The sequence below is a fragment of the Streptomyces yatensis genome, from assembly GCF_018069625.1.
GTDB lineage: Bacteria > Actinomycetota > Actinomycetes > Streptomycetales > Streptomycetaceae > Streptomyces > Streptomyces yatensis.
In genome coordinates, this window is the sequence record NZ_CP072941.1 from 9,558,687 (window position 1) to 9,582,747 (window position 24,061).

Below are 24,061 nucleotides of genomic sequence, written 5' to 3' on the forward strand. Positions count from 1 at the left end.
GGGTGAGTCCCTTCGGAAGTGGGGTGGGAGGGGTGTGGAGGGTGGAGGGAGGTCAGGCGGCGGAGTCGGCCGGTGTCTGGTGGTAGACCTGGGTCCAGACGTCGTTGCGGATCCGGGCGAACTCCGGGGAGAGCCGTATCTCCTCGGTCCGCGGATAGGGCAGGTCCACGTCGATGACCCGGTGGACACGGCCCGGCCGGGCGGCCATCACAACCACCCGCCCGGCCAGATACACCGCCTCGTCGACGTCATGCGTGATGAACAGGACGGTGCGCCGCTCCTTGGTCCAGGTGTCCAGCAGCTGGTCCTGCAGCTGCACCCGGGTCAGCGCGTCCAGCGCCCCGAACGGCTCGTCCATCAGCAGGACTTCGGGATCCACGGCATAGGCCCGGGCGATGGCGCAGCGCTGTTTCATCCCTCCGGAGAGGGTCTTGGGCAGGGCGTCCGCGAAGTCGGCTAGTCCGACCAGCTCGATGGCGTGTTCGGCGCGCCGCCTGCGCTCCGCGGCGGGGACATGGGCCAGCTTCAGCCCGAACTCCACGTTGCCGCGCACCGTCAGCCACGGGAACAGCGCGTACTGCTGGAAGATCACCCCGCGGTCCGGCCCCGGCCCGGCGACGGGAGCGCCGTCCACCGTGACCGTGCCGGAGGTGGGTTCCACCAGTCCGGCCACCATGCTCAGCAAGGTGGACTTGCCGCATCCGGAGGGCCCGACCACCGCGACGAACTCCCGGTCCCCGATGTCCAGTGTGACCTGGCCGAGCGCGGTGAAGGTGGTGTTCTTCATCGGGTAGGTCTTGACCACGTCCCGGAAAGAGATCTTGGGGCTCATCGGCGCTCCTGCCATGCGGTGAGACGGCGCTCGGCCACCAGCAGCAACCGGTCCATGACCAGGCCGATGACGCCGATGCTGATCAGGCCCACGAAGATCGTGGGAACGTCGTAGTAGGTCTGGGCGTGGACCATCTCGAAGCCCAGGCCCTTCTGGGCGCCGATCATCTCGGCCGCCACCACGGTCGCCCACGCCGCGCCGAGCCCGATGCGCATGCCGACCAGGATGAACGGCGTGGACGCCGGGATGACCACCTTGAGGAAGACGGTCCGGTCCGAGGCGCCGAGCACCCGCGCCGCGTCGATCAGCGTCCGGTCCACGCCGGTCACCCCCTGGAAGGCGGCCACCACACAGGACATGAACGCGGCCAGGAAGATGACGAAGATCTTCGGGGTCTCGCCGATGCCCATCAGGACGATCACCAGGGGGATCAGCGCGAGCGGCGGGATCGTACGGAAGAACTGGACGTACGGCTCCAACAGGCCCCGGGCGACCGGGTACCAGCCCATCAGAAAGCCGACGGGCACGGCCACCAGGGTGCCGAGCGCGAACCCGAGGAGCACCCGCTGCAGACTGGCCAGCGCGTCCTGGGTGAGGGTTCCGTCGGCGAGCAGTTCACGCGCCCGGGAGCTCACGGAGAGCGGTCCGGGGATGTCCGCGAGCCCCGCGGCGGCGGTCAGGGCCCAGATGGTGACGCCCAGGACGAGGGCGATCAGATTGAACACGAGGGGGTGGACGGTGCGTCGTGCGCCGCGTGGCGCTTCCGGTGTCGTGGGGGTCTTCTCGGGCGCGGTGACCACCGTCATGGACGCCTCGCGGGGTTCATGGGTCCTCCTCTTCAGCCCGGGCGGGCCGTTCAGCCCGGACGGGCCGGGTAATGGCTGAGCAGGGGGGATTCATGCAGGACAAGGGCGATGGCGCCCAGGGCGCCACCGGCCTCGCCGAGCGTCGCCGGCCTCAGGTCCACACGGTCCCGTGAGATCGGCATGATGTGTGCGCGCAGCGCCCGTTCGACCGGCTCGAAGAGCGGTGTGCCGGCCGCGGCGAGTTCGCCACCGAGCACGATCACCCCGGGGCCGACCGCGTTGCACACCGCCGCCAGCACGGTGCCGATGTGGGCGGCGGCCGCCTCCAGCGTGCGCAGCGCCACCGGATCGCCGGCCTCCAGCGCCCCGAGGAGCGCGGCCAGGCCGTCCGCGTGTCCGCCCGCGCGGCGGTAGGCGGCGAGTACGGCGCCCACCGAGGCCACCGTCTCCAGGCAGCCGGTGGCGCCGCACGAACATCGCCCGTCGCCCGACTCGACCGCGATATGGCCGAACTCGCCGGACAGGCCGTACGCCCCGCGGTGCAGGGAGCCGCCCACCACCAGCCCGCCGCCCACACCGTGGGACAGCCGCAGATACAGCACGTCCTGACCGCCGGCCGCCGCCCCCCAGGTCGCCTCGGCGAGCGCGGCGAGCCGGGTGTTGTTGTCCACCAGCACCGGTGCCTCGAAACGCTTGCGCAGCAGGGCGGGCAGATCGGCGGCGGGGTACGGGTCCGGCGGCCCGGAGTCGGGATCTCCGACCGGGCCGACCACACCCACCCCGATGGCGTTCAGCGCGCCCAGCCGCAGGGCGCCGTCGGCGAGCGTGCCGACCAGCCGCTCGGCCAGGGTGATCCGCTCCTCCCAGGGCAGCCCCGGGTCATGCGGTTCGCTGGCCGACCCGATCACCTCGTGTGCGACGTTGACCGCGGAGACATGCACCGCCCGGCGGGCGAAGTCGATACCGATGGCCTGGCCCGCGCTGGGGTTGAGCGTCAGCGCCTCCACCGGCCGTCCCCGCCGGCGCGGGGCCGTGTCCGGCGCCGAGGCGACCACGGCGCCGCTCTCGATCAGCTCGGTGACGATATCGCTGAGGGTGGTCCGGGAGAGGCCGCTGTGCTGTCCCAGTTCGGCCCGGCTGAGCGGGCCGTGTTTGCGCAACAGCTCCAGTACCAAGTCTTCGTGGCCCCGCCGCAGCCGGGCCAGCGGGCCGTCCTGATGGGGGTGCATGCCGAACAGCATGGGCACGCCACGCTATTTCGTCAACACCCCGGAATAAAAGAGGCTCAGGTGTCGCGGACGGTACGGAAGCCGAGGTCGCCGGTGGCGCCCAGGAGGGGTGTCGGAGGCCCGGGCGGCCACTCGGCAGTGGTCTCGCCGGAAATCGTACGCGGACCCACCACCGCCACCCCTCCTGGGCGCCACCCCACTTCACCTGCTATAGCTGTTGGCTGACTCTTCATCACGGCGACATCTCCCGCCGCGGCTCAGGGAATGCGATCATGCTGACCTGAGCATGCCAACCACCCCCTCGTGGTGCCACGCCGCGGTCGTTCAGGAGGACGCAGTGAAGAAGAGTTCGCGGATCCGTAGGGGATCCGCCATCCTCGGCAGCGCCATCGCGCTCGTCGTGGCCTTTCCGGGCAGTGCGCTGGCGGACCCGCCCACGGCTCTGCCCGCCAACGCGGACGGCACGGAGCAGACGTTCCAGCCGGCGTTCGACTATGACACCGACGGCTGCTACCCCACCCCCGCCATCGGGCCCGACGGGACGATCGCGGGCGGGCTCAACCCGAGCGGTGCCCTCAACGGCCAGTGCCGCGACTCCTGGGACCTCGACAACACCAACGGATACTCCCGCTCCAAGTGCAACAACGGCTGGTGCGCGATCATCTACGGCCTGTACTTCGAGAAGGACCAGGCCGTGGCCGGCAGCGGTCTCGGCGGACACCGCCACGACTGGGAGCACGTCGTGGTGTGGGTGCAGGACAACGAGGCCAAGTACGTCGCCACCTCGGCCCACGGCAACTTCAACATCTACAACCGGGACCAGATCCGCTGGGACGGGACCCACCCCAAGGTCGTGTACCACAAGGACGGTGTGAGCACCCACTGCTTCCGCCCGGCCAACTCCAACGACGAGCCGCCGGAGAACCACCACCAGAGCTGGCAGTACCCCGCGCTGGTCGGCTGGAACGGCTATCCCGCCGGGCTGCGCGACAAGCTGAGCCAGGCCGACTTCGGCAGCGCCACCCTGGGCCTCAAGGACAGCACCTTCGCCTCGCACCTCGCGAAGGCCAAGCCCTCCGAGATCCCCTTCGACCCCAACGCGTGAGCGGCACCGTCCCGGGAGGCGACGTGGCATCACCGCCCGCGCCTCCCGGGCCGGTTCGCCCCAGGTCGGGTCAGCGCCGGGGAGGCCCGACCGGCGGCGGCTCGACCTCGAGGTAACGGTGGCGGCGCGCCCCCCGGTACTCCAGCGCCTCCCAGCCCAGCCGCCGCAGCACGGCCGCACAGTCGCGCAGCGCGTCCTCCGCCGCGTACCCGGCGCCACTTCCCGGCGGCCCCAGCCACTCGACCCGCACCACCCCCGTTCCCTCCGCCGTTCCCGTCCCCTCCGCCGCGCCGAGGCAGTATCCGGTCGCCGTGCGGCGGCCCTCCGCGTCGGTGGCCGACGGCGGCACACCGGCGGCCTCCAGAGCGAGGGCCACGGCCCGCACCGGCTGCCGCCGCTCCCACTCGGCGGGCACACCCTCGGGGTCGGCGGCGTCGGCGTTCATCAGCCGGCGGATCTGCAGCAGCCCCTCGAACGCGGTCCGTACCGCGGCCCGGCGGCCCCGGTCATCGCCCTCGGGGACCCCCGCGGCGCCGGTGGCCACCTCGAACTCCGCCATCCCCTGCCCCTTTCGGACGTGGCGGCACCGGGCCCGGCGGCGGTGTTCAGCGCCGTCGCAGACCGTCGGCCTCGACCACGGCATCGGCGAAGGCTTCGGGAGCCTCCTGGGGCACATTGTGGCCGATGCCCTTCAGCGTCCGGTGGGCATACGGACCCGAGAACTTGTCCCGGTAGGAGGCACCGCCCCCGGCGGGGGTGAAGGGATCGCGCCCGCCGTCCAGCGTGACCGTGGGCACGTCGATGACCGGGCCCTTGGCGAGGCGCCGCTCCACACCGTCGTACCGGGGATCGCCCGCGGCCAGCCCCAGCCGCCAGCGATAGTTGTGGATCACGATGCGGACGTAGTCCGGATTCCGGAAGGCGGCGGCGGTGCGCGCGAAGGTGGCCTCGTCGAAGCGCCAGGTCGGTGAGTTGAACCGCCAGACGAGCCGCGCCAGTTGACGCCGGTACTCCGGGTTCTCCAGCCCGAGCACGCCCCGCCGGGTGGCGAAGTAGTACTGATACCACCAGGCCCATTCGACCTTCGGCGGCTGCGGCTGCTTGTTCTTCTCGCGGTTGGTGATCAGATAGCCGGTCACCGAGACCAGGGCCTTGCAGCGCTTGGGCCACAGCGCCGCGACGATGTCGGCCGTCCGCGAGCCCCAGTCGTATCCGGCGAGGACGGCCCGCTCGATCCCCAGGGCGTCCATCAGGGCGAGGAGGTCGAGGGCGAACACCGACTGCTGGCCGTCGCGGAACGTCCGGGGTGACCGAAAGCGCGTCGTCCCATAGCCGCGCAGATACGGGACCACCACCCGATAGCCCTCGGCGGCCAGCAAGGGCGCCACATCGACATAGCTGTGGATGTCATAGGGCCAGCCGTGCAGCAGGACCACCGCGGGGCCATGGGCCGGACCGGCCTCGGCGTAGCCGACGTTCAGCTCCCCAGCCTTGATCTGCCGCAGGGCGGCGAAGGACGTGTGCGGCGCGTCGACGGCGAAGTCGGCGCCGTTGGCCGCCTCCGCCGAGCCGGTGGCCCGGAGGGCGAACGGCGCCCCGACCGCACTCGCGCCCACGATCTTCCCGAAGCCGCGCCTGTTGAACATCCGCACCCTCCACCCGTGCGACCGCTCCCGGGCCCTGGCATCCACCATGGCGCACGGGTGCGACGCTCGCACGCCGTGCGCCACCTGCCGAAGCGGTGACGCGCGATGGGGGAGGGGCACGCCCTACTCGGCGAGCTCCTGCTCGTCGATGCCCCCACGTTCCTCGGCGAGCTCCCGCTCCGAGGTCACCGCGATCCGGCGTCTGATCACCGCGGCCGCCGTGAGCGCGCTCATGGTGAACGCCGTCGCGATCAGCCACGGCTGGTCCAGTGCATGGCGGGTGAGGTGGTCGACCGAGTAACGGCCGGGCCCCGCGATCCCGAGTGCCGCCGCCGAACATCCCAGCAGGGCGGGGAACTCATAGCCACCGGACTGGGCGAAGAAGCCGGCCGGCGCGTTCACCGACACCGCACCCGCCATCGTCCCCGCGGCCGCCGCCCCGGCCACGGGAGTGGCGAAGCCGAGCGCGAGCAGCAGCCCGCCGCCCGCCTCGCCCAGCCCGGCCGCCAGGGCATTGGCCCACCCCGGACGGAAACCCATCGCCTCCATGGCCTGGCCGGTACGGTCCAGGCCGTCGCCGCCGCACCAGCCGAAGAGCTTCTGTGCGCCGTGCGCGGCCAGGACCCCGCCCACACCGAGGCGCAGTGCGAGCAGTCCGAGATCCTTGCGGTGGTGCATGGGGTCTCCTCCGCTCCCGTACGGGCACACCACGGGCGGCCGCCCGGTGTCTCACCCAGTGTCGGTACGCCTCCCGGGGCCCGCTGTCGCTGGTACGCCATCGGAGTGCATCAGCTCCGTCGCGGTGACCGCGCGCAGACCGCGGCCGCGCAGACCGTCGAGGACCGCGGGCAGCGCGGTCAGCGTCCCGGGGTGGCCGAAGTGCAGACTGACCACGGAACCGGCGCGGACCCGGCCGAGGATCGTCTCCCGTACCGCGTCCGGCCCCGGGTCCTGGAAGTCCTGGGAATCCACGTCGTAGGAGAGGACGTGCGGGTACCCGGCGCGAGCCGCCAGGCCGGTCACGAGGTCCGTGGCGGTGCGGGCCCGCGACGGCCGGAACCAGCTTCCGATGGTCCCGGTGAGGCGGCGCAGGCGGTCGGCGCATTCGGTGATCTCCGCGTACGCCTCGTCGGCGGGCAGTGCGCAGACGGCGCGGTGCCGCATGGTGTGGTTGCCCAGTTCATGGCCGCCGTCCAGGACCCGGCGGGCCAGCTCCGGGTGCTCGCCGAGCCAGGTGCCGACGGCGAGGACGGTGATCCGGGCCCCGGCCCGCTCGGCCTCGGACAGCAGCGAGCGGGCCAGTTCCCCGTCGCCCTGGCCGTGGAAGGTGAGGGCCACCGCGTTTCCGTCGCGTGGCCCGTGGTCGATCTGGGGTGGCAGTCCGGGGAAGCGCACCGGTCCGCGCGGCGCGTGTCCGGCGGGCGTGGCCGCACCGGAGGAGGGCGTCTCGGTGGCACCGGCAGGTCTGGACGACGAGGACACGGAGTGGTGCCCGCAGCCGACGCCGCACGTCGTGGCCGCCACGGCACCGCTCGCGGACCGCAGGACATCGCGGCGGGAGGGAGAGGACACCTGAAGCATGAGAACACGCCTCCGGTCGATATGCGGCGATTTCTTGCTGGTGAGGTGTGTTTTTCCGTCGATCGCCGGGCATGGCCATGAGCTCTCGGCCGCGCATGGCCATGAGCTCTCGGCCGCGCCGGGCCATGAGCTCGCACAGAGGTCCGGGGCGCGTCGATGGCGCCCGTCGGCACGCATGGCACGCTGGGCCTTTGCATGTTCGTGCACCACCGAGGAGACGAGCCACGTGCCGCAGAACCACCCACCGGAGTCCGACGCCGCCCCGGCGGTGCTCGCCGAGGAACGACGACTCCATAAGGACCTCGGATTCTGGGGCCTGACCGCGATCGGGTTCTCCAACATCCTGGGATCCGGGTGGCTGTTCGCGGCCCTGTACGCCGCTCAGACCGCCGGCCCCGCCGCCCTGCTGTCCTGGATCGCGGCAGGTGTGCTGTGCGCCCTGATCGCCCTGGTGATGGTGGAGCTCGGCGCCACCCGCCCGGAAGGCGGCGGCACCGTGCGCTGGCCGCTGTACGCCAGCGGACGGCTGGTCGGCACGATGATCGGCTGGTCCGTGCTGCTCTCGGTGGGCGGTACGGCGGCCGAGATCAGCGCGATCATGCAGTACGCCGCGCACTATCTGCCGGGGCTCTACAGCGGCGGCACACTCACCGTCTCGGGGCTCGGCGTGGCCGTCGCGCTCAGTGTCGTGCTGACGGTGTGCAACTGGTTCGCCGTGCGGATATTCGCCCGGCTGAACAACCTCATCTCGGTGTTCAAGGTCGTCGTCCCGGTCCTGACCATCGTCGCGCTGTTCCTGTCCGGCACCCATTCCGGACGCCTCACGGATCACGGCGGTTTCGCGCCGTACGGCTACGCGGCCTGCCTGACCGCGCTGGCCGGTGGCGGCATCGTGTACTCCGTCAACGGCTTCCAGGCCCCGCTCGACTTCTCCGGTGAGGCCCGCAATCCGCGCCGTACCGTACCGGCCGCGGTGCTCACCGGCATCGGCCTCGCCGTACTGGTCTACCTCGGGCTCCAGCTGGCCTTCCTGTTCACGGTGCCCGAGTCGCTGCTTGGCCACGGCTGGAAGGGTGTCAACTTCGAGTCGCCCTTCGGGCAGCTCGCCCTGGTGCTCAACCTCCACTGGCTGGCCACGCTGCTCTACGCCGACGCGGTGATCTCACCGGGCGGATCGGCCTATGTGGGCGTGGCCATCGACGCCCGCCACACCTACGCCCTGGCCAAGAACGGGCTGCTGCCCCGCTTCTTCATGCGCATCCACCCCCGGTCCGGGGTGGCGCGCCGGGCGCTGCTGCTCAACCTGGCGGTCATCGTCGTCTTCATGCTGCCGTTCGGCGGCTGGCAGGACATCGTGAGCGTGATGGGGGACATGTATCTGCTGATCTACGCGGCCTCGGCGGTCGCCGTGGCGGCGTTCCGGGCACACGACCGCGAGCGGGGAGTGACGCGGGCCGAGGGCCGGGTGCCGGGGGTGCGCTGGATCGCACCGGTGAGCTTCGTGGTGGCCAGCGAGTTCGTCTACTGGTCGGGCTGGCACGATCTGCGGCTCGCACTGCCCTTCGTGCTGGTCGGCGCGGTGTTGTTCGTGCTGCAGCGCCGTGAGGACGGCGGCGCGTCCCTGGGTGAGGAGCTGCGGCGCGGCGCCTGGCTGGTCTTCCATCTGGCCGCGCTGACCGTGCTGTCGTGGCTCGGCACCTTCGGCGGTTCCGCCCGCCTCCCGGCGCCGTACGACACCGTGGCGGTGGGTGTCCTCGCCCTCGCCGTGTTCGTGTGGGCGGTCCGCGCGGGCGCCCGGCATCTGCGCGCCTCGCAGGTCAGCGCAGCGTCGCCGTGAAGCTCCGGCCGTAGGCGTGGCGGGTGGTGACGACGATCCGGGTGCCGCCGGGCACCCGGCCCACCCGGACCCCGTCGTCCGCCGCCACGGCCCGCATCCCGCGGCCCCGGATGACGACCGGGACCGTGTCGCGCGCGGTGGTCGGATCGGACACCGCGATCGCCAAGGTGCCGTCCCGTGCCTCCCGCAGGAGCACCGAGCCCGGTCCGCGCACCGACAGCCGCCCGGCGCGGTGGGTGCCGGGGGTGAAGGCGTTGAGCGCGGTGATCCGCAGCCCCCGGTGGGCCACGGCCTGCAGCCGGGTGGTGTTGGCCAGGACGGCGAGCGGCCTGCGGGCGTAGGCGCCCAGTTGGCGTTCGGTGGCGTTCGGGACGAGGGCGTACGCCATCGAGGTGTGCGGCGCCCCGGCCGGCCGCTCCACCGTGACGGCGAAGAGCTGTTTGGTCACCGGGGTATCGGGGTTGGCGAGGCGGACGGCGCGGCGGCTGCGGGTGACGGTGTCGAGCGTGACCGTGGGCGGTGGCCCGTCGAGGAAGACATACCCGACCGAGGCGGCCCGGGTGGTATTGCCGTACCGCAGCCAGGCGAGCGGGGCCGTGCCGGTGCCGGACCAGGGCGCACCGCCACGGAGCCGCCCGGTGAGGGCGAGGGTGTCCGAGGTGGCGGCGATCCGGGTGTCGAGGGTCGTCGTCACCGCGCGCCCGGCGGCGTCGCCGACCCCCGCGGCCAGCACCACGATCTCGTCGTCGAACAGGAACCACGACTTGGTGGCATCGGCGTTGCGGTACACCACGAAATCGTCGGGGAGGTCGCCCGCCTGCTTCGCGGCGTACGCCACGTCGTCGGACTGGACGAGCCCCACCACTCCGTACCCGCCCAGGGCGGCGCCACCGGAGAACGGGTGGGTGCCGCGGGGGAAGTAGACATAGGTGTTCTGTGCCTCCGACGAGGAGGTGAAGCCACGTTCGGGGTTGTCGTACCAGAGCGTGCCGTAGAGCTCGGGGACGGTGCGGCGGGTCTCCACGGGGGCGGTGACCCCGGCGAGGCGGTGGGGCGGGACGGCCGTGAGGTAGTCGATGCCGAACGCCTGGGTCTGGTCCTGGCCGGAGAGATACAGATGGTGGGCGCCGTCCCCCTGGAACCAGGGCATCAGGTTCTCGCCGCTCATGTACTCGTACCGGCTGATCCTGGAGGAGCTGCGGGCCAGGGCGAAGGCATAGCCGGGGCGCCGGTGGACGGTTCTGTCCATCGCGTTGAAGGCGACATGGCGTTCGGCGGGGCCGAGGTCCCGCGCCGGGATCGAGGAGTCGGCGAGGATGTCGGCGTAGCGGGCGATGCTCACCGGGGACACGAACGCCGCGGGATCGAGCGTGGCCTTCGAGGTCTGCCGCAGATACGCGACATAGCCCTTCAGCGCCGTGGCGTCGGCGCCGGTGGCGTGCGCGGACAGGCCCACGACGGCCTCCACCACCTCGGCCGCGTCGGCGTACCCCGTCGCCGGGCGGGACACCCCGCGCCCCTTGACGATCTCCATCAGCCAGCCCTCGAAGATCAGCGGGGCGAAGCCGTCCACCACCCACCCCTGGACGACGCGGACCAGCCGGTCGTCGGTGGTGTAGCCGGTGCCGTCGAGCATCTTGATGGTCTGCACGACACGGGTGAGCAACCCCTTGCCGTAGGAGCCCGTGTAGGCCACGGACGCGTGCTGGATGAAGGAGCCGTCGGCGTAGAAGCCGTCGGTGACACCGTGCCGCGGCTCGTACGGGTCGATCGTGGCCAGGATCGTCAGCTGGTCGGCGATGGCCTTGGTGATCCGGGCGTCGTCGCCGAGCACGGCGCCCTGGAGGATGCGGTTGGTGGTGATGTCGGCGAGGTTGGCGCCGGTGTGGAAGCGTGAGTCGAGGTCGACGTCACCGGCCTTGCCATTGCGCAGATACGCGTCCATCGAGGCGACGTAGGTGGCGGCCAGCTCGGGCCGGTACGCGGCGAGTTCGTCCGCGAGCAGCGCCAGGATCTTGCTGACGTGGGTGGAGATGCCGATCTCCCAGGTGAACCAGTTGCCGTAGTAGCCCTTCGACTGGTCGCCGTAATAGTGCTCATGGAGCCATATCAGGCCGTCGATGACGCGCCGCTGTACACCGGTGTCACCGGACAGCGGGGACGGTGCGCCGCCTTCCGGTGTGCGGGTGGCGAGGGCGATCTCGTAGAGGTACTGGAACGAGGTGATCAGGTTGGGATCGCTCGTGCCCAGTGCGAGGCCCTGGAAGAGCTCGCCCTGCCCGGCACGGTCCATCGCGGTGAGCCGGGAGCGGGCGGTCGCGGCGATGGCCGCGAGTTTGGCGCGCACCTCGGGGCGGGCGCCGGTCTCGCGCGTCCCGGCGAAGACGGCCACCGTGTTGTCGATCAGCCGGGTGTGGGCGGCCCCGGACGCTTCACCGGCCGCTGTTTCGCCGTGGGTGGCCGGACGGCCCGCCGCTCGTGCGCGCAGCGGCAGGGCCATGGCCGACAGGGCGGCGGCGGGGAGCGTGGAGACGAGGGCACGACGCGAGAGAGGCACGGGCACGCTCCAACGGTCGACGGGGTCCGATGGGGAACCGCCGCACCATTCAAGCAACCCCGGCCTCCCCTGTCACGAGACCGGAATCGGGGGAACGCGGACGGGTCTATGTCGCCAATATGGGCAACAGAATCGTTGACAATCTTGTTGGCCTAGATTTACCTTCGACAGGCACTCACTCAGGGAGGGCACACGATGCCGAAGGAAGCTCGTCCAGGCACCGGAGAGCAGGCCAAGCAGCATGCGATGGAGCAGCTGCGGCAGGCGATTTTGCGCGGAGAGATGGCACCGGCCCAGCGGCTGGTGGAGAACGAGCTCGCCGAGCAATTCGATGTGACACGGGCGAGCATCCGCGCGGCGCTGATCGATCTGGCCTCCGAGGGACTGGTCGAGCGGATCCGCAACCGTGGCTCACGGGTGCGGGTGGTGAGCGTGGAGGAGGCCGTGGCCATCACCGAATGCCGCATGGTCCTGGAAGGGCTGTGCGCCGCCAAGGCGGCCGTCGAGGCCAGTGAGGAACAGCTGACCGAGCTGGCCGACCTGGGCACGGCGATGTCCAAGGCGGTCGCCGACGGCGAACCGCTGACCTACTCCGAACTCAACCACCAACTGCACGCCCGCATCCGGGAGTTCTCCGGTCAGCAGGTGGCGGTGGAGCTGCTGGAGCGGCTCAACGCACAGCTGGTGCGCCATCGGTTCCAGCTCGCGCTGCGGCCGGGGCGTGCCCAGCGGTCCCTGGGTGAACACCTGGCCGTGATCGAAGCGATCAGGGCCAGGGACCCACAGGCGGCCGAGGCGGCCGTCCGTGCCCACCTCGCCAGTGTGATCGACGCCTTGAGCGAAGCACCGGCGTCGACGCCGTGAGCACAGACGACATGAGCACATGACGCGGGGCTCGCGCCGCGGGGTGGGTCACCGACCTGTCCAGCAAGGAGAGAGCAGCAATGACGCACGGTAACGCGGGCGACGCGCCCGCTGCCGCACGGCCGGCCGGTGTGATCGTCACCGATCCGCCACGTGCCGGGACCGAGCACGTGGACGCCCTGCGGGGATACGGCGTGGCCACGGTGCACGAGGCCATGGGCCGCACCGGATGCCTCGGCCCCGGGCTGCGCCCCGTCCAGCAGGACGTGCGCATCGCGGGCACCGCGGTCACGGCGCTGTGCTGGCCCGGCGACAACCTGATGATCCACGCCGCGGTCGAACAGTGCGCCGAGGGTGACATCCTCGTCGTCGCCACCACCTCGCCGTCCACGGACGGCATGTTCGGCGAGCTCTTCGCCACCGCGCTCCACCACCGCGGCGTCCGCGGTCTGGTCATCGACGCCGGGGTGCGCGACACCGCCGAACTGCGCGCGATGGGCTTCCCCGTGTGGTCGGCCGCCGTGTGTGCGCAGGGCACCGTCAAGGCCACGGCCGGATCCGTCAATGTGCCCGTGGTGGTGGGCGGGCAGTGCATACGCCCCGGCGATGTGATCCTCGCCGACGACGACGGGGTGATGTGCGTACCGCGTGAGTCGGCCGCCACGGCCGTCGAGGCGGCGAAGGCCCGCACCGCGAAGGAGGAGGCCACCCGGGCCGCCTTCGCCGAGGGCCAACTGGGCCTGGACCGCTACGGGTTGCGGGATACCCTCGACCGCCTCGGGGTGCGGTACCAGCCGTACGCCGAGCATGCCGGACACGCCCACGGCGGGGCCGCCTCATGAGCGGGCCGCAGGAGGTGCGCTGCATGCTGATGCGCGGCGGCACCTCCAAGGGCGCCTATTTCCTCGCGGAGGACCTGCCGTCCGACCCCGGCGCCCGGAACGATCTGCTGCTGCGGATCATGGGCAGCCCCGATCCACGGCAGATCGACGGCCTCGGCGGAGCCCATCCCCTCACCAGCAAGGTGGCCGTCGTCTCCGCCTCCCGGGATCCGGACACCGATGTCGACTACCTGTTTCTGCAGATCGGTGTGGACCGGGCCGAGGTCTCCGACCGGCAGAACTGCGGCAACCTCCTGGCCGGAGTCGGCCCCTTCGCCGTGGAACGTGGCCTGGTCGCCGCCCGGGACGGGCGGACACCGGTGCGGATCAGGATGCTCAACAGCGGTGACCACGCCACCGTGACCGTTCCCACCCCGGACCGGCGCGTCGACTACACCGGCTCGGCCGAGATCTCGGGCGTACCGGGATCCGCCGCCCCGCTGGTGATCGGCTTCCAGCAGGGCGGCGGCCCCCTGCTGCCCACCGGCCACGCCCGTGACGTCATCGACGGCACCCCGGTGACCTGCGTGGACAACGGCATGCCGACCGTACTGATCGCCGCGTCCGCCCTGAACGTCACCGGCTATGAGGATCCCGGGGAGCTGGAGGCGGACACCGCGCTCGGCGCCCGGCTCCAGGAGATCCGGTTGGCGGCGGGCCGGTTGATGGGCCTGGGCGATGTCAGTGCCACGACCGTGCCCAAGCTCAGCCTGCTGGCCCCGCCCGCCCACGGTGGCACCGTGATGACCCGCACCTTCATCCCGGTCCGCTGCCACACGGCGATCGGCGTCCTGGGAGCGGCCAGTGTCGCCGCCGGGTTGTGCGTCGAGGGAAACGTCGGCGAGGACGTGGCCCGGACCCCGGCGACGGGGGAGCGGCTGCGCATCGAACACCCCACCGGCTTCCTGGACATCGACACGGCCGTGGACAACGGAGCGACTCCCGTGGCACGGGGTACGGCAGTCGTGCGCACCGCGCGGAAGATCTTCGACGGCACGGTCTTTCCCCGGCCCGCCTGATCCGACGGCCGGTCGCGGCCACCTTCATCTCTCCTCTTCGGCGCCATCATGCCTTCCCCCGTCACGCCCCCATTCCCCAACCGACCGCCTCACTCAAGGAGTTGCCGATGACCCCGCCGCTCGGGGACATCGCCCACCTCGGGCATGTCGAGCTGCTCACCCCCGACCCCGACCGCAGCCTGTGGTTCTTCACCACCATCCTCGGCCTGACCGAGAACGGCCGCTCCGGCGACTCGGTCCACCTGCGGACCTGGGACGACTACGAACACCACAGCCTGACCCTCACCGCCCACCCGACCTCGGGCATCCGCCGCACCGCCCTGCGCGCGGCCGGTGCGGAAGCCCTCCACCGCCGGGTGCAGGAGACCGAGGCCGCCGGCCTCCCCGGGCGCTGGGTCGAGGACGAACCCGGTATCGGCCCGCTCTATGTCACCAGCGACCCCGACGGCCATGAACTCGCCCTGTACTACGAGACCGAGTGGTACGAGGCGCCGCCCGAGCTCAAGCCGGGGCTGAAGAACCAGCCCCAGGCCAAACCCGCCCACGGCGTGGGGGTGCGCCGCCTGGACCACGTCAACTTCCTCGCCTCCGACGTCGCGCCCAACGCCGCCTTCACCCGCGATGTGCTCGGCGCCCGCCCCACCGAGCAGATCGTCCTCGACAGTGGACGGCCGGCCGCCCAGTGGCTGACGTTCACCAACAAGTCCTACGACATCGTCTACACCGAGGACTGGTCGGGCTCGCGGGGCCGGCTGCACCACATCGCGTTCGCCACCGACACCCGCGAGGACATCCTGCGCGCCGCCGATCTGTGCCTGGACAACGGCGTTCACATCGAGACCGGCCCCCACAAGCACGCCATCCAGCAGACGTTCTTCCTCTACGTCTACGAGCCGGGCGGCAACCGCATCGAGCTGTGCAACCCGCTCACCCGCCTCGTCCTGGCCCCTGACTGGCCGCTGATCACCTGGACCCAGGCCGAGCGCGCCAAGGGCCAGGCGTGGGGTCTGAAGACCATCGAGTCCTTCCACACCCACGGCACCCCGCCGGTCGACTGACCGGCCACCCCCGAACTCGCCCGCAGGACACGCCTCCAGGACGAGAGGAATGCCATGTCCTCCCTGCCCACCCCCGCCGCCCGTTCGCGCGGCACGGCACTCGCCGCCCTCGTGGTCGCGCTGTGCTGGACAGTCGTTCTCTTCGACGGCCTCGATCTGTTCGTCTACGGTGCCGTGCTGCCCGGCATGCTCGACGACCCCGACCTCGGGCTGAGTCCCGGCCGGGCCGGTGACCTCGGCAGCTACGCCACGTTCGGCATGCTGGTGGGCGCCCTGTCGGCGGGCACCGTCACCGACTGGATCGGCCGCAAGAAGGTGATCATCGGCTGTACCACGGTGTTCTCCCTGGCCTCCGCCGTGTGTGCGATGGCCCCCACCCTCGGTGTCTTCGGCGTCGCCCGGTTCGTCGCCGGGCTGGGACTCGGCGGTCTGCTGCCCACCACCATCACCCTGGTCGCCGAATACGCCCCGCGCGGCCGTGGCAACCTCATGATCGGGCTGTTGATGACCGCCCATCAGGCGGGCGGCATCCTGGCGGCGCTGCTGGGCCTGTGGCTGGTGGAGCCGTTCGGCTGGCGTTCCGCCTTCTGGGTCGGGCTGGCCCCGCTGGTCATCGCCGTACCGCTGGTGGCGATGTTCCTCCCCGAATCCCTCGGCTTCCTCCTCGCCCGCGGCCGCACCGACGAGGCCCACCGGCTCGCCGACCGCTACCGGGTCGAGCTGCCCGCCACCGCACCGGCCCCCACCACCCGTCCCGACCGCCGCCACGCCCTCACCGCGTTGTTCCGCGACGGCCAGTGGAGGACGACCGTGCTGTTCTGGTGCGCCTCCTTCGGCGGGTTGCTCCTCGTCTACGGCGTCAGCACCTGGCTGCCGACCATGATGCGAGGCCAGGGGTATGAACTCGGCTCCGCCCTGGCCTTCCTCATCGTCATCAACCTCGGTGGCATCGTCGGCATGCTGGTGGCCGGACGCATTGCCGACCGCTTCGGCGCCGCCCGTGTCGCGGCCGTCTGGTTCGGCTGCACCGCCATCGGCATCTATCTGCTGGGCGTCCATATGCCGCTGGCGCTCACCTACCTCGTGGTCTTCCTCACCGGTCTGTGGCTCTTCAGCGCCCAGACCATGGTCTACGCGACCGTCGCGGGACGCTCCACCGCCGAGAACCGCGCCACCGCCGTCGGCTGGACCTCCGGTATGGGCCGCTTCGGCGCGGTCTTCGGGCCCTGGCTCGGCGGCCGGCTCGTCGCCCACGAGGCGCAGGACTGGGGCTTCACCGTGTTCGCCGCCACCGCACTGTTCGCCACCGTCATGATCGGTCTCACCGGCCTGCGTACCGTGCGGCGCACCCCGCGGGGCGGCACCGCGCGGCCCGTGTCCACCACGGGCTGACCGCGCCGCACAGCGGGGCCACAGGAACGTCCCATCTCACTGAAAGGTTCGCCGTCTAGTCTCCGGGCATGCCCATGACGCGCTCCACGGACGAGGCACTGGCACGGGCCGCCGTGCTCGCCCTGATCGCCCAGGCGGAGCTGACGCCCAAACCGGGCCTCGCCGACACCCGCGATCTGCGGGCCCGCGCCACCGGTACGGATCTGCTCGCACTGCGCTGGTCGGCCAAGGCGCTGGCGCCCGGATTCGCGGCCATGGCCGCCGCCGCCCGCCGTCCCGGGGAGCCGTCCCGGGCGCTGCGCGAGGAGCTGGGTGCCATCGGCCGCTGCGCCGAGTGGACGATGGCGCGGGCCGGTGGCGGCGCGGCCACCGGACCCCTTCACCATGGCGCACTGTGGGTGATGGGCCTGCTGGTGGCGGCCGCCGCGCTGCGGCCCGGCGCCGGGCCCGGGGAGGTGACCGCCACCGCCAAGCGGATCGCGGACCACCCCGACCGCGGCGCACCGCGCCGGCCCTCACCGGGCTCGCAGGTCTCGGTCACCTACGGGGCGCCGGGGGTGCGCGGTGAGGCACGGGCCGCGTTTCCCCATGTGCGCCGCGCCCTGGACGCCCTGTCCCGGGCGCGCACGGCGGGGGCCACCGAGAGCCAGGCGCGCCTGGACGCGCTGCTCACCGTGATGAGCACCCTCCAGGACACCGGCCCGCTGTACCGGGCGGGCCCGCCAGGCCTGCGACGGGTCAAGGAGGGGGCGCATACCGTGCTCGAGGCGGGTGGCGCCGCCACGCCCGAGGGAGCCGCCGCCCTGGCCGCGCTGGACGCGGACCTGCGTGAGCTGGGCATCGCACCGCGCGGAAGCGCCGTACTGCTCGCGGGGGCCCTGTTCCTGGACGGTCTCGCGGTGGAGGGTCTCCCGGTGCACGGTCTCCCGGCACCGGCGGGTCATGGCCTCGCCCGTGCGGCGCCGCCCCTCGGCTGAGGTGGGTCAGTCGTTCGCCGGCGTCGTCAGGCCGTGGCGGTGGAGGAAGGCGTCCACGAGACGGTCGGTGAAGTCCTGGCCCACGGGTTCGTCGGTCACCAGTACGCGGTAGTAGAGGGGGCCGGTGAGCTGGTCGGTCTCGGCGGTCAGGTCCAGGCCGGGTGGCAACTCCCCGCGCTCCATGGCCCGTTCCAGCGGGAGGCGGTCGCGGCGGCGCTGGTCGTCGAGGTACCGGGACCGGAAGTCCCGGGCGAACGCCGGATCGTGCTGCGCCTGGGCCACCAGGGCCTTGAAGACCGCGCCGGCGTCGGACGCGCTGAGGAACCCGGCCAGATCGGACAGATAGCTGCGCAGGTCAAGGGCGAGAGCACCGCGGTCGCGCACGGGCAGGTCCTCGGCCACGTCCTGGAGGAAGGCGTCCATCAGGACGTCGGTCTTGGTGCTCCACCAGCGGTAGATCGTCTGCTTGGCGACCCCGGCCCGGCCGGCGATGCCCTCCATGGTGACGCCCGCGAACCCCTTCTCGGCCAGCAGATCGTCCGCCGCGTTCAGCACCGCCAGCCGGGCCTGCTCACTGCGCCCGTGCCGGTTGCCGTGGTGGCGCGGTGCCGGTCGGTCGGTGCCGCTCGTCCCGGCGGTCTGTGTCGCGCGTGCCATCTCGCCTCCCCGGTCAGGATCAGGATAGCCGCGACCCAGGGCCGCTCCGCCCGCCCGCACAGCTGGGCCCGCCGACCGGTGGGACATGACCGGCGGGCGGGCCCGGGCGCCGAGAGGCGGTGTCTAATCCCACCGTTCCCCTTCGGCCTGTGAAGGAGTCGTCCTCTGCACGTCGGGGTGGCCGGTGTCCCGTTCGTCGTCGCGCTCGCCCTCGGCCTGCGAGGGGGTCGTCCACGGCACGTCCGGGTGGCCGGTTTCCCGTTTGCGTTCGGTGTGGGAGGGGGCTGGCTCGGTCATGTGATGCCTCCGCTCCTAGTGCGGACGATGCCGATTTTACGCCTGAATGTCCAGGTTGGCGCAGTGCGGCCGAGCCGGCGGGCTCCCATGCCCTGATGTCGATCGTGATGTCGGTATGTACATGAGTATGTCTAGACCAGTGTCATGTTCACTGCCATGATGACCCCGCACCCCTCAGCACCATGAGTCCCCATTCCCCCCGCTGACGCGGCCGTCCCGCCGCGCGAGAGGTGATGTATGTCCAGACGCGTCTCCACCCGATTCCGGACCCTGCCCTGCTGGGTATCAGCCCTGCTGCTCACCCTGGGCATGTCGGCGCTGGCCCCCGAGGCGTCCGCCCGGACGGCCGTGCCGAGCACGATTCCGCTGAAGTTCACCAACAACTCCGGGCGCGGCGACCAGATCTACGTCTATACGATCGGCACCCTGCTCTCGACCGGCCAGCAGGGCTGGGCCGACGCCTCCGGGACCTTCCACCCCTGGCCCGCCGGCGGCAACCCGCCCACCCCGGCCCCCGACGCGTCGATCGCCGGTCCGGCGGGCGGCCAGGCCTTGACGATCCGCATCCCGAAGCTTTCCGGCCGGGTCTACTTCTCCTACGGCCAGAAGCTGGACTTCCGGCTCACCACCGGCGGCCTGGTGCAGCCCGCCGTGCAGAACCCCTCCGATCCCAACCGGAACATCCTGTTCAACTGGAGCGAGTTCACCCTCGACGACTCCGGCCTGTACATCAACAGCACCCAGGTCGACATGTTCTCCGCGCCCTACGCGGTGGGCGTGCAGGGTGCCGACGGCGGCGTGAAGAGCGCCGGCCACCTCAAGCCCGGCGGCTACAACGGCGTCTTCAACGCACTGCGCGCCCAGCCCGGCGGCTGGGCGGGCCTCATCCAGACCCGCCCGGACGGCACCCTCCTGCGGGCCCTCGCGCCCGGGCACGGCATCGAGGCGGGCGGGCTGCCCGCCAACACGATGGACAACTACATCAACCGGGTGTGGCAGAAGTACACCAGCTCCACCCTGACGGTCACGCCCTTCGCCGACCGGCCGAACACCAAGTACTTCGGGCGGGTCTCCGGCGACGTCATGAACTTCACCAACGGCGCAGGAGCCGTGGTCACCAGCTTCCAGAAGCCGGACTCCGACTCCGTCTTCGGCTGCTACAAGCGCCTGGACGCACCCAACGACCAGGTGCGCGGCCCGATTTCGCGGACCCTGTGCGCCGGCTACAACCGCACGACCCTGCTCACCAACTCCAACCAGCCCGACACCAGCGACGCCGGGTTCTACACCGACGCCGTGACCAACCAGTACGCCCGGGCGATCCACGCCCAGATGGCCGACGGCAAGGCGTACGCCTTCGCCTTCGACGACGTCGGCCAGCACGAGTCGCTCGTCCACGACGGCAATCCGCAGCAGGCGTCCATCACCCTGGACCCCTTCAACTAGACCGGCAGGAGGCATGGCATGAGACGCACCAGACCGCTGCGCACCCGCCTGGCCGCCCTCGCCACCGGAGCAATCGCCCTGCTGGCCACGCAGTTCCTCCCGGCCACGGCCGAGGCGGCGCCGTCCGCCACCATCTGCAACAAGTACTGCGACGCCCGTGACCCGGCGCTCGCCCCGCAGGGCCGCAACCCCGTGACCGCCACCCTCTTCTCCCGCTCCATCGCCCTGCACTTCGACGACGCCGACGCGATGGGCTGGGCCTCCATCGACAACGGCAGCCCCGGCGACGAGGTGTGGCTGGACCGCTCGTTCGACGGCGGCCGTAGCTGGTCCTCGGGCAGCCGCCTCGGCAACACCGCCATCCCGTCCGGACAGCGGGGCCGGCGCACCCTCATGTACAACGTGGACGACTGGGGCGCCCATGGCGTCGGCGCGCTGCGGGCCTGCGGCAAGGCCGGTGACCGCCCCGACATCGCCTGTACCCCCTGGGCCCGTACGACCTGGAACGCGTGGGACCGCCGTACGGCCGCCGCCACCGCGCAGATGGCGTTCTACTCCTACGGGACCGGGCTGTTCTCCACCACCGGCTGGTGGAACTCGGCCAACGCCCTCACGGCCGTCATCGACAACATCCGCGTCTCGGGCATGCACAGCTATGAATACGCGATCGCCCGCACCTACGACCTCAACCTCGGTGCGCAGGGCGGGCAGTTCCGCAACGACTACATCGACGACACCGGCTGGTGGGGCCTGGCCTGGGTGGCTGCCTACGACCTCACCGGGGACTCCCGCTATCTCGCCACCGCCCGCGCCGACGCCGACTACATGGCCTCCTACTGGGACTCCACCTGTGGCGGCGGTGTGTGGTGGAGCACCGCGAAGACCTACAAGAACGCCATCGCCAACTCCCTCTACCTCCAGCTGAACGCCGCCCTGCACAACCGGATCCCCGGCGACAGCGCCTACCTCCAGCGGGCGAAGGCGGAGTGGAGCTGGTTCCAGGGCACCGGCATGGTGAACGGGTCGAACCTGGTCAACGACGGCATCGACCTGGGCAGCTGCAAGAACAACGGCCAACCGGTCTGGTCCTACAACCAGGGCGTACTGCTCGGCGGCCTCACCGAGCTGTACAAGGCCACCGGGGACGGTGCCGTGCTGGACACGGCCCGCCGCATCGGCACCGCCGCCACCACCTCGTCCCAGCTCAACACGGCCGACGGCATCCTCAAGGACCCCTGCGAGACCGGCGACTGCGGTGCCGACGGCCCGTCCTTCAAAGGCGCCCATGTGCGGGGGCTGGCCAAGCTGAACGCGGCCCTGCCCGGCCACCCCTTCACGGCCTATCTCAAACGGCAGGCCGACCGCGCCTACGCCGCCGACCGCAACGCCCTGGACCAGTACGGGCTGCGCTGGTCAGGACCGCTGGACAAGACCGACGCGGCGCGACAGCACAGCGCACTGGACCTGATGAACGCGGCCCCCTAGCCGGGCGGCGACCGTCAGGGCCGCAGGACGAGCTTGCCGCGGCTGTGGCCGGCCTCGCTCTGCTCATGGGCTTCGGCGGCGTCGGCGAGCGGGAAGCTCCGCACGATGGGCACCCGCAGCCCGCCCTCCGCGGCGAGCCGGGCGTAGCCGGCGATGGCCTCCAGGGGGCGGTTGCCGCCGCCTCCGGAGAAGGTGACACCGAAATCGGCGGCCGCGGGGTCGGCGATGGTGACGATGCGGTCGGTCGTGCCGCCCCGCAGCTCGATCGAGACGGGCAGGGCGCCCTGGCCGGCCGCGTCGTAGACGGCGTCGACACCGTTGGGGGCCACGGCGCGCACCCGCTCGGCCAGACCCTCGCCGTACGCCACGGGGATCGCGCCGAGCGAGCGCAGATAGTCGTGGTTCGTGGGGGAGGCGGTGCCGATGACGGTGGCGCCCCGGTCCACCGCGAGCTGGACGCCGACCCCGCCGACCGCACCGGCGGCCCCGTGCAGCAGCAGGGTCTCGCCCTCCGCGAGCCGCAGGAGGTCGAGGACGCGTGCCGAGGTCTCGGTCGCCACGGGCAGCGCGGCGGCCGTCTCCCAGTCGAGCCCGGCCGGTTTGGGCGCGATATCGGTGGCCAGGGCATACGGGGCGTAGGCGCCGGTGTCCGTCCAGCCCAGCACCTCGTCACCCACCGACCAAGCGGTGACCCCCTCGCCGACCTCGTCGACGAGCCCGGCCGCCTCCGTACCGGGGATCGCGGGGAAGGCGGCCGGGCCCATCTGCGGCATCCAGCCGCGGCGGATCTTGTAGTCGATCGGGTTCACACCGGCGGCCATGACCTTCAGCCGCACCTGCCCGGGACCCGGATGGGGCTCCTCCGTCTCCTTCAGCCGCAGCACTTCGGGGCCGCCGTACTCCTCGTAGACGATCGCCTTCATCTCTCTCACTCCCGTCAGCCCCCTCGAGAGGGCGTTTGTAGCGACAACGCCATCCTCGGCCGGGACATGCCCCTCCCCGGCCGTTCCTTCGGCCGGTTCCATCCGGCCGAAGGAACGGCCGGGGCCGCGAAGAGGGCCCATTACGCTGACGGACATGGACCTCACGGCAGCAGTCGATGTGATCCGGGCGCCCCTGGGCGAGATCCTGCCGCGCCTGTCCGACGCCCTCTCCGAGGCGATTCCGCACCGGGCGCTGGCCGAGCTCTCCGGCAACTGCCCGCATTCTCCGTTCAAGACCCATGGGCACCCGCCCGGCGACCCCGGATCCGCCATCACCACCGTCGAGATGGCCGCCCTCGCCCCGACGGCGCGCGCCGGGGGAAGCCTGCAGGGCCGGGCACGGATGGCGGGGGCCGAGGTGCCCGTGCTGGCCCTCCACAGCGACGCCACCGCGCGGGGTGCGCTGCTCGTCCTCGTCCTGACCGAGGAGACCCCCGTCCCGGCCGGATCCGTGGCGGCCGCCCGTACCCTGTGGGACCTGGTGACCGCGCACCGCGACCGGATGGCGGCGGAGGCGGTCCCCGGGCCGCTGGCCCAGTCGCGGGCCGCCGCCGCGGCCCGGGCCACGGCCATCGCCGAGCTCGTGGACGCCCACGGTGCCGCCCTGTCCGCCCTGCTCGGCGTGTTGCGCCGGCGCGATCTGGACGACCCGACCGCCCGGGCCCGCGCGGTGGATCTCGCCGTCACCGCACTGGCCGAGCTGCGTGACCGGACCGACCGGGACCAGGCGCTGGTGGAGGAGCCGGCGGGTGACGCCTTCGCCCGGCTCGCCGAGTCGCTCCGCCCGGAACTGCGCGGCCTGGCCGTACGGCTGGACCTGGGCCCGCCCGGTACCGAGGAGGGCGCGGACCGGCTGCTCCCCGCCGATGTGGCCAATGCGGCCCGCGCGGTGGTGCGGGCCGTGGTGCACGCGATGCTCGACCAGCAGGGGCCGGGCCACGACGGTGCGCCGCATCCGGTGCGCCGTGTCCACGTCGGCTGGAAGGTCGGCGACGGTGAGCTGCGCGCCACCGTACGGGACGACGGCCCCGGCGTCCTGCGGCGGACCGCGCTGGACGCCCGCCGGGTCGGGGAGCGGCTGTCCGTGCTGGGCGGACGGCTGGACGTGGACGCGGTCCCGGAGTGGGGCACCATGGTGACGGCCACCGTGCCGCTGGGCGCGCCGCAGCCGGCCCGCAAGGATCCGCTGTACGTGCTGGGGGCGCGCGAGCTGGAGGTGCTGGAGCAGCTGGCCCGCGGGCGGCGCAACCGGCAGATCGCCCAGGAGCTGCACATCAGCGAGTCGACGGTGAAGTTCCACGTGGCGAACATCCTGGAGAAGCTGGGGGTCACCTCGCGTGGCGAGGCGGCCGCGCTGGCCCACACGTGGGGTGCGACCGGCTCCTGAGCGGCCGGTGACAGTACGGGCA

Annotated in this window: 22 protein-coding genes; 11 read left to right on the plus strand and 11 right to left on the minus strand. The window is 71.9% G+C overall.

Annotated features, from left to right (window positions below):
- Positions 1-52: 52 nt before the first annotated feature.
- The 3 genes from J8403_RS39905 to J8403_RS39915 are packed head-to-tail and all read right to left on the minus strand — an operon-like array spanning position 53 to position 2,879.
- Entirely contained in the window at positions 53-832 is a 780-nt protein-coding gene (locus J8403_RS39905) for an ABC transporter ATP-binding protein (protein WP_211127436.1), read from the minus strand.
- Positions 829-1,638 (minus strand): ABC transporter permease, encoded by an 810-nt coding sequence (locus tag J8403_RS39910; RefSeq protein ID WP_059142622.1) that lies wholly within the window; start codon positions 1,636-1,638, stop codon positions 829-831. Before J8403_RS39910 ends, J8403_RS39905 begins: the two co-directional genes overlap by 4 nt.
- Before the next feature lie 50 nt (positions 1,639-1,688).
- Complete coding sequence (locus J8403_RS39915) at positions 1,689-2,879, minus strand: ROK family transcriptional regulator (protein ID WP_211127437.1); 1,191 nt, start codon at positions 2,877-2,879, stop codon at positions 1,689-1,691.
- A 325-nt stretch (positions 2,880-3,204) separates the two neighbouring features.
- Here J8403_RS39915 and J8403_RS39920 point away from each other — a divergent pair, with 325 nt between their 5' ends.
- On the plus strand, positions 3,205-3,972 hold the full coding sequence (locus tag J8403_RS39920) for an NPP1 family protein (RefSeq protein WP_211127438.1): 768 nt from the start codon (positions 3,205-3,207) through the stop codon (positions 3,970-3,972).
- Between the two features lie 70 nt (positions 3,973-4,042).
- On the opposite strand, the gene J8403_RS39925 is transcribed toward J8403_RS39920, so the two are convergent.
- From J8403_RS39925 to J8403_RS39940, 4 genes are all read right to left on the minus strand, one after another.
- A complete protein-coding gene (locus J8403_RS39925) occupies positions 4,043-4,531 on the minus strand; it encodes a hypothetical protein (protein WP_211127439.1) in 489 nt (162 codons plus the stop codon).
- A 46-nt stretch (positions 4,532-4,577) separates the two neighbouring features.
- Positions 4,578-5,618 (minus strand): alpha/beta fold hydrolase, encoded by a 1,041-nt coding sequence (locus J8403_RS39930; RefSeq protein ID WP_211127440.1) that lies wholly within the window; start codon positions 5,616-5,618, stop codon positions 4,578-4,580.
- 123 nt (positions 5,619-5,741) lie between these two features.
- Positions 5,742-6,296: a DoxX family protein gene (locus J8403_RS39935; RefSeq protein ID WP_211127441.1), complete on the minus strand. Its 555-nt coding sequence runs from the start codon at positions 6,294-6,296 to the stop codon at positions 5,742-5,744.
- A 51-nt stretch (positions 6,297-6,347) separates the two neighbouring features.
- The gene (locus tag J8403_RS39940) at positions 6,348-7,199 is read right to left on the minus strand and encodes a polysaccharide deacetylase family protein (RefSeq protein WP_425519865.1); all 852 of its coding nucleotides are present in this window, start codon (positions 7,197-7,199) and stop codon (positions 6,348-6,350) included.
- Positions 7,200-7,374: 175 nt separating this feature from the next.
- Here J8403_RS39940 and J8403_RS39945 point away from each other — a divergent pair, with 175 nt between their 5' ends.
- Positions 7,375-9,036, plus strand: coding sequence for an APC family permease (locus J8403_RS39945; RefSeq protein WP_246586216.1), 1,662 nt, complete (start codon positions 7,375-7,377; stop codon positions 9,034-9,036).
- Here the strand turns inward: J8403_RS39945 and J8403_RS39950 are convergent.
- The gene (locus J8403_RS39950; protein WP_211128666.1) at positions 9,017-11,593 is read right to left on the minus strand and encodes a polysaccharide lyase family 8 super-sandwich domain-containing protein; all 2,577 of its coding nucleotides are present in this window, start codon (positions 11,591-11,593) and stop codon (positions 9,017-9,019) included. The genes J8403_RS39945 and J8403_RS39950 overlap by 20 nt on opposite strands.
- A 195-nt stretch (positions 11,594-11,788) precedes the next feature.
- Between J8403_RS39950 and J8403_RS39955 the strand changes: the two genes are divergently transcribed.
- From J8403_RS39955 to J8403_RS39980, 6 genes are all read left to right on the plus strand, one after another.
- Positions 11,789-12,457 carry a GntR family transcriptional regulator gene (locus J8403_RS39955; protein WP_211127443.1) on the plus strand — a complete coding sequence of 223 codons (669 nt, stop codon included), beginning with the start codon at positions 11,789-11,791 and terminating at the stop codon, positions 12,455-12,457.
- Between the two features lie 80 nt (positions 12,458-12,537).
- Positions 12,538-13,299: a 4-carboxy-4-hydroxy-2-oxoadipate aldolase/oxaloacetate decarboxylase gene (locus J8403_RS39960; protein WP_211127444.1), complete on the plus strand. Its 762-nt coding sequence runs from the start codon at positions 12,538-12,540 to the stop codon at positions 13,297-13,299.
- The gene (locus J8403_RS39965) at positions 13,296-14,357 is read left to right on the plus strand and encodes a 4-oxalomesaconate tautomerase (protein WP_211127445.1); all 1,062 of its coding nucleotides are present in this window, start codon (positions 13,296-13,298) and stop codon (positions 14,355-14,357) included. Before J8403_RS39960 ends, J8403_RS39965 begins: the two co-directional genes overlap by 4 nt.
- Before the next feature lie 107 nt (positions 14,358-14,464).
- Complete coding sequence (locus tag J8403_RS39970) at positions 14,465-15,415, plus strand: catechol 2,3-dioxygenase (protein WP_211127446.1); 951 nt, start codon at positions 14,465-14,467, stop codon at positions 15,413-15,415.
- Positions 15,416-15,469: 54 nt separating this feature from the next.
- Positions 15,470-16,807: an MFS transporter gene (locus J8403_RS39975; RefSeq protein WP_211127447.1), complete on the plus strand. Its 1,338-nt coding sequence runs from the start codon at positions 15,470-15,472 to the stop codon at positions 16,805-16,807.
- A gap of 74 nt (positions 16,808-16,881) precedes the next feature.
- On the plus strand, positions 16,882-17,784 hold the full coding sequence (locus J8403_RS39980; RefSeq protein WP_211128667.1) for a triphosphoribosyl-dephospho-CoA synthase: 903 nt from the start codon (positions 16,882-16,884) through the stop codon (positions 17,782-17,784).
- A 6-nt stretch (positions 17,785-17,790) separates the two neighbouring features.
- Here the strand turns inward: J8403_RS39980 and J8403_RS39985 are convergent, their stop codons facing one another.
- Both J8403_RS39985 and J8403_RS39990 read right to left on the minus strand, forming a co-directional pair.
- Entirely contained in the window at positions 17,791-18,441 is a 651-nt protein-coding gene (locus J8403_RS39985; RefSeq protein ID WP_211127448.1) for a TetR/AcrR family transcriptional regulator, read from the minus strand.
- Between the two features lie 123 nt (positions 18,442-18,564).
- Positions 18,565-18,738, minus strand: coding sequence for a hypothetical protein (locus J8403_RS39990; RefSeq protein ID WP_211128735.1), 174 nt, complete (start codon positions 18,736-18,738; stop codon positions 18,565-18,567).
- A 237-nt stretch (positions 18,739-18,975) separates the two neighbouring features.
- On the opposite strand from J8403_RS39990, the gene J8403_RS39995 reads away from it, so the two are divergent.
- Positions 18,976-20,184 carry a glycoside hydrolase family 64 protein gene (locus J8403_RS39995; protein WP_211127449.1) on the plus strand — a complete coding sequence of 403 codons (1,209 nt, stop codon included), beginning with the start codon at positions 18,976-18,978 and terminating at the stop codon, positions 20,182-20,184.
- Positions 20,185-20,202: 18 nt separating this feature from the next.
- A complete protein-coding gene (locus J8403_RS40000) occupies positions 20,203-21,669 on the plus strand; it encodes a glycoside hydrolase family 76 protein (protein WP_211127450.1) in 1,467 nt (488 codons plus the stop codon).
- Positions 21,670-21,683: 14 nt separating this feature from the next.
- Here the strand turns inward: J8403_RS40000 and J8403_RS40005 are convergent, their stop codons facing one another.
- Positions 21,684-22,592, minus strand: a complete 909-nt coding sequence (locus J8403_RS40005; RefSeq protein WP_211128668.1) for an NADP-dependent oxidoreductase — start codon at positions 22,590-22,592, stop codon at positions 21,684-21,686.
- 154 nt (positions 22,593-22,746) lie between these two features.
- Between J8403_RS40005 and J8403_RS44495 the strand changes: the two genes are divergently transcribed.
- Positions 22,747-24,039: a helix-turn-helix transcriptional regulator gene (locus J8403_RS44495; RefSeq protein ID WP_211127451.1), complete on the plus strand. Its 1,293-nt coding sequence runs from the start codon at positions 22,747-22,749 to the stop codon at positions 24,037-24,039.
- Positions 24,040-24,061: the final 22 nt, after the last annotated feature.

What these genes read in the sequence shown, in the direction of transcription:
- J8403_RS39965 (WP_211127445.1), top strand. Translation starts at nt 13,296, where the DNA reads ATGAGCGGGCCGCAGGAGGTGCGCTGCATGCTGATGCGCGGCGGCACC.
- J8403_RS44495 (WP_211127451.1), top strand. Translation starts at nt 22,747, where the DNA reads ATGGACCTCACGGCAGCAGTCGATGTGATCCGGGCGCCCCTGGGCGAG.
- J8403_RS39985 (WP_211127448.1), bottom strand. Translation starts at nt 18,441, where the DNA reads ATGGCACGCGCGACACAGACCGCCGGGACGAGCGGCACCGACCGACCG.
- J8403_RS39995 (WP_211127449.1), top strand. Translation starts at nt 18,976, where the DNA reads ATGTCCAGACGCGTCTCCACCCGATTCCGGACCCTGCCCTGCTGGGTA.
- J8403_RS39980 (WP_211128667.1), top strand. Translation starts at nt 16,882, where the DNA reads ATGACGCGCTCCACGGACGAGGCACTGGCACGGGCCGCCGTGCTCGCC.
- J8403_RS39925 (WP_211127439.1), bottom strand. Translation starts at nt 4,531, where the DNA reads ATGGCGGAGTTCGAGGTGGCCACCGGCGCCGCGGGGGTCCCCGAGGGC.
- J8403_RS39955 (WP_211127443.1), top strand. Translation starts at nt 11,789, where the DNA reads ATGCCGAAGGAAGCTCGTCCAGGCACCGGAGAGCAGGCCAAGCAGCAT.
- J8403_RS39915 (WP_211127437.1), bottom strand. Translation starts at nt 2,879, where the DNA reads ATGCTGTTCGGCATGCACCCCCATCAGGACGGCCCGCTGGCCCGGCTG.
- J8403_RS39990 (WP_211128735.1), bottom strand. Translation starts at nt 18,738, where the DNA reads ATGACCGAGCCAGCCCCCTCCCACACCGAACGCAAACGGGAAACCGGC.
- J8403_RS39960 (WP_211127444.1), top strand. Translation starts at nt 12,538, where the DNA reads ATGACGCACGGTAACGCGGGCGACGCGCCCGCTGCCGCACGGCCGGCC.
- J8403_RS39935 (WP_211127441.1), bottom strand. Translation starts at nt 6,296, where the DNA reads ATGCACCACCGCAAGGATCTCGGACTGCTCGCACTGCGCCTCGGTGTG.
- J8403_RS39930 (WP_211127440.1), bottom strand. Translation starts at nt 5,618, where the DNA reads ATGTTCAACAGGCGCGGCTTCGGGAAGATCGTGGGCGCGAGTGCGGTC.
- J8403_RS40000 (WP_211127450.1), top strand. Translation starts at nt 20,203, where the DNA reads ATGAGACGCACCAGACCGCTGCGCACCCGCCTGGCCGCCCTCGCCACC.
- J8403_RS39945 (WP_246586216.1), top strand. Translation starts at nt 7,375, where the DNA reads ATGGCACGCTGGGCCTTTGCATGTTCGTGCACCACCGAGGAGACGAGC.
- J8403_RS39970 (WP_211127446.1), top strand. Translation starts at nt 14,465, where the DNA reads ATGACCCCGCCGCTCGGGGACATCGCCCACCTCGGGCATGTCGAGCTG.
- J8403_RS39905 (WP_211127436.1), bottom strand. Translation starts at nt 832, where the DNA reads ATGAGCCCCAAGATCTCTTTCCGGGACGTGGTCAAGACCTACCCGATG.
- J8403_RS39975 (WP_211127447.1), top strand. Translation starts at nt 15,470, where the DNA reads ATGTCCTCCCTGCCCACCCCCGCCGCCCGTTCGCGCGGCACGGCACTC.
- J8403_RS39940 (WP_425519865.1), bottom strand. Translation starts at nt 7,199, where the DNA reads ATGCTTCAGGTGTCCTCTCCCTCCCGCCGCGATGTCCTGCGGTCCGCG.
- J8403_RS40005 (WP_211128668.1), bottom strand. Translation starts at nt 22,592, where the DNA reads ATGAAGGCGATCGTCTACGAGGAGTACGGCGGCCCCGAAGTGCTGCGG.
- J8403_RS39910 (WP_059142622.1), bottom strand. Translation starts at nt 1,638, where the DNA reads ATGACGGTGGTCACCGCGCCCGAGAAGACCCCCACGACACCGGAAGCG.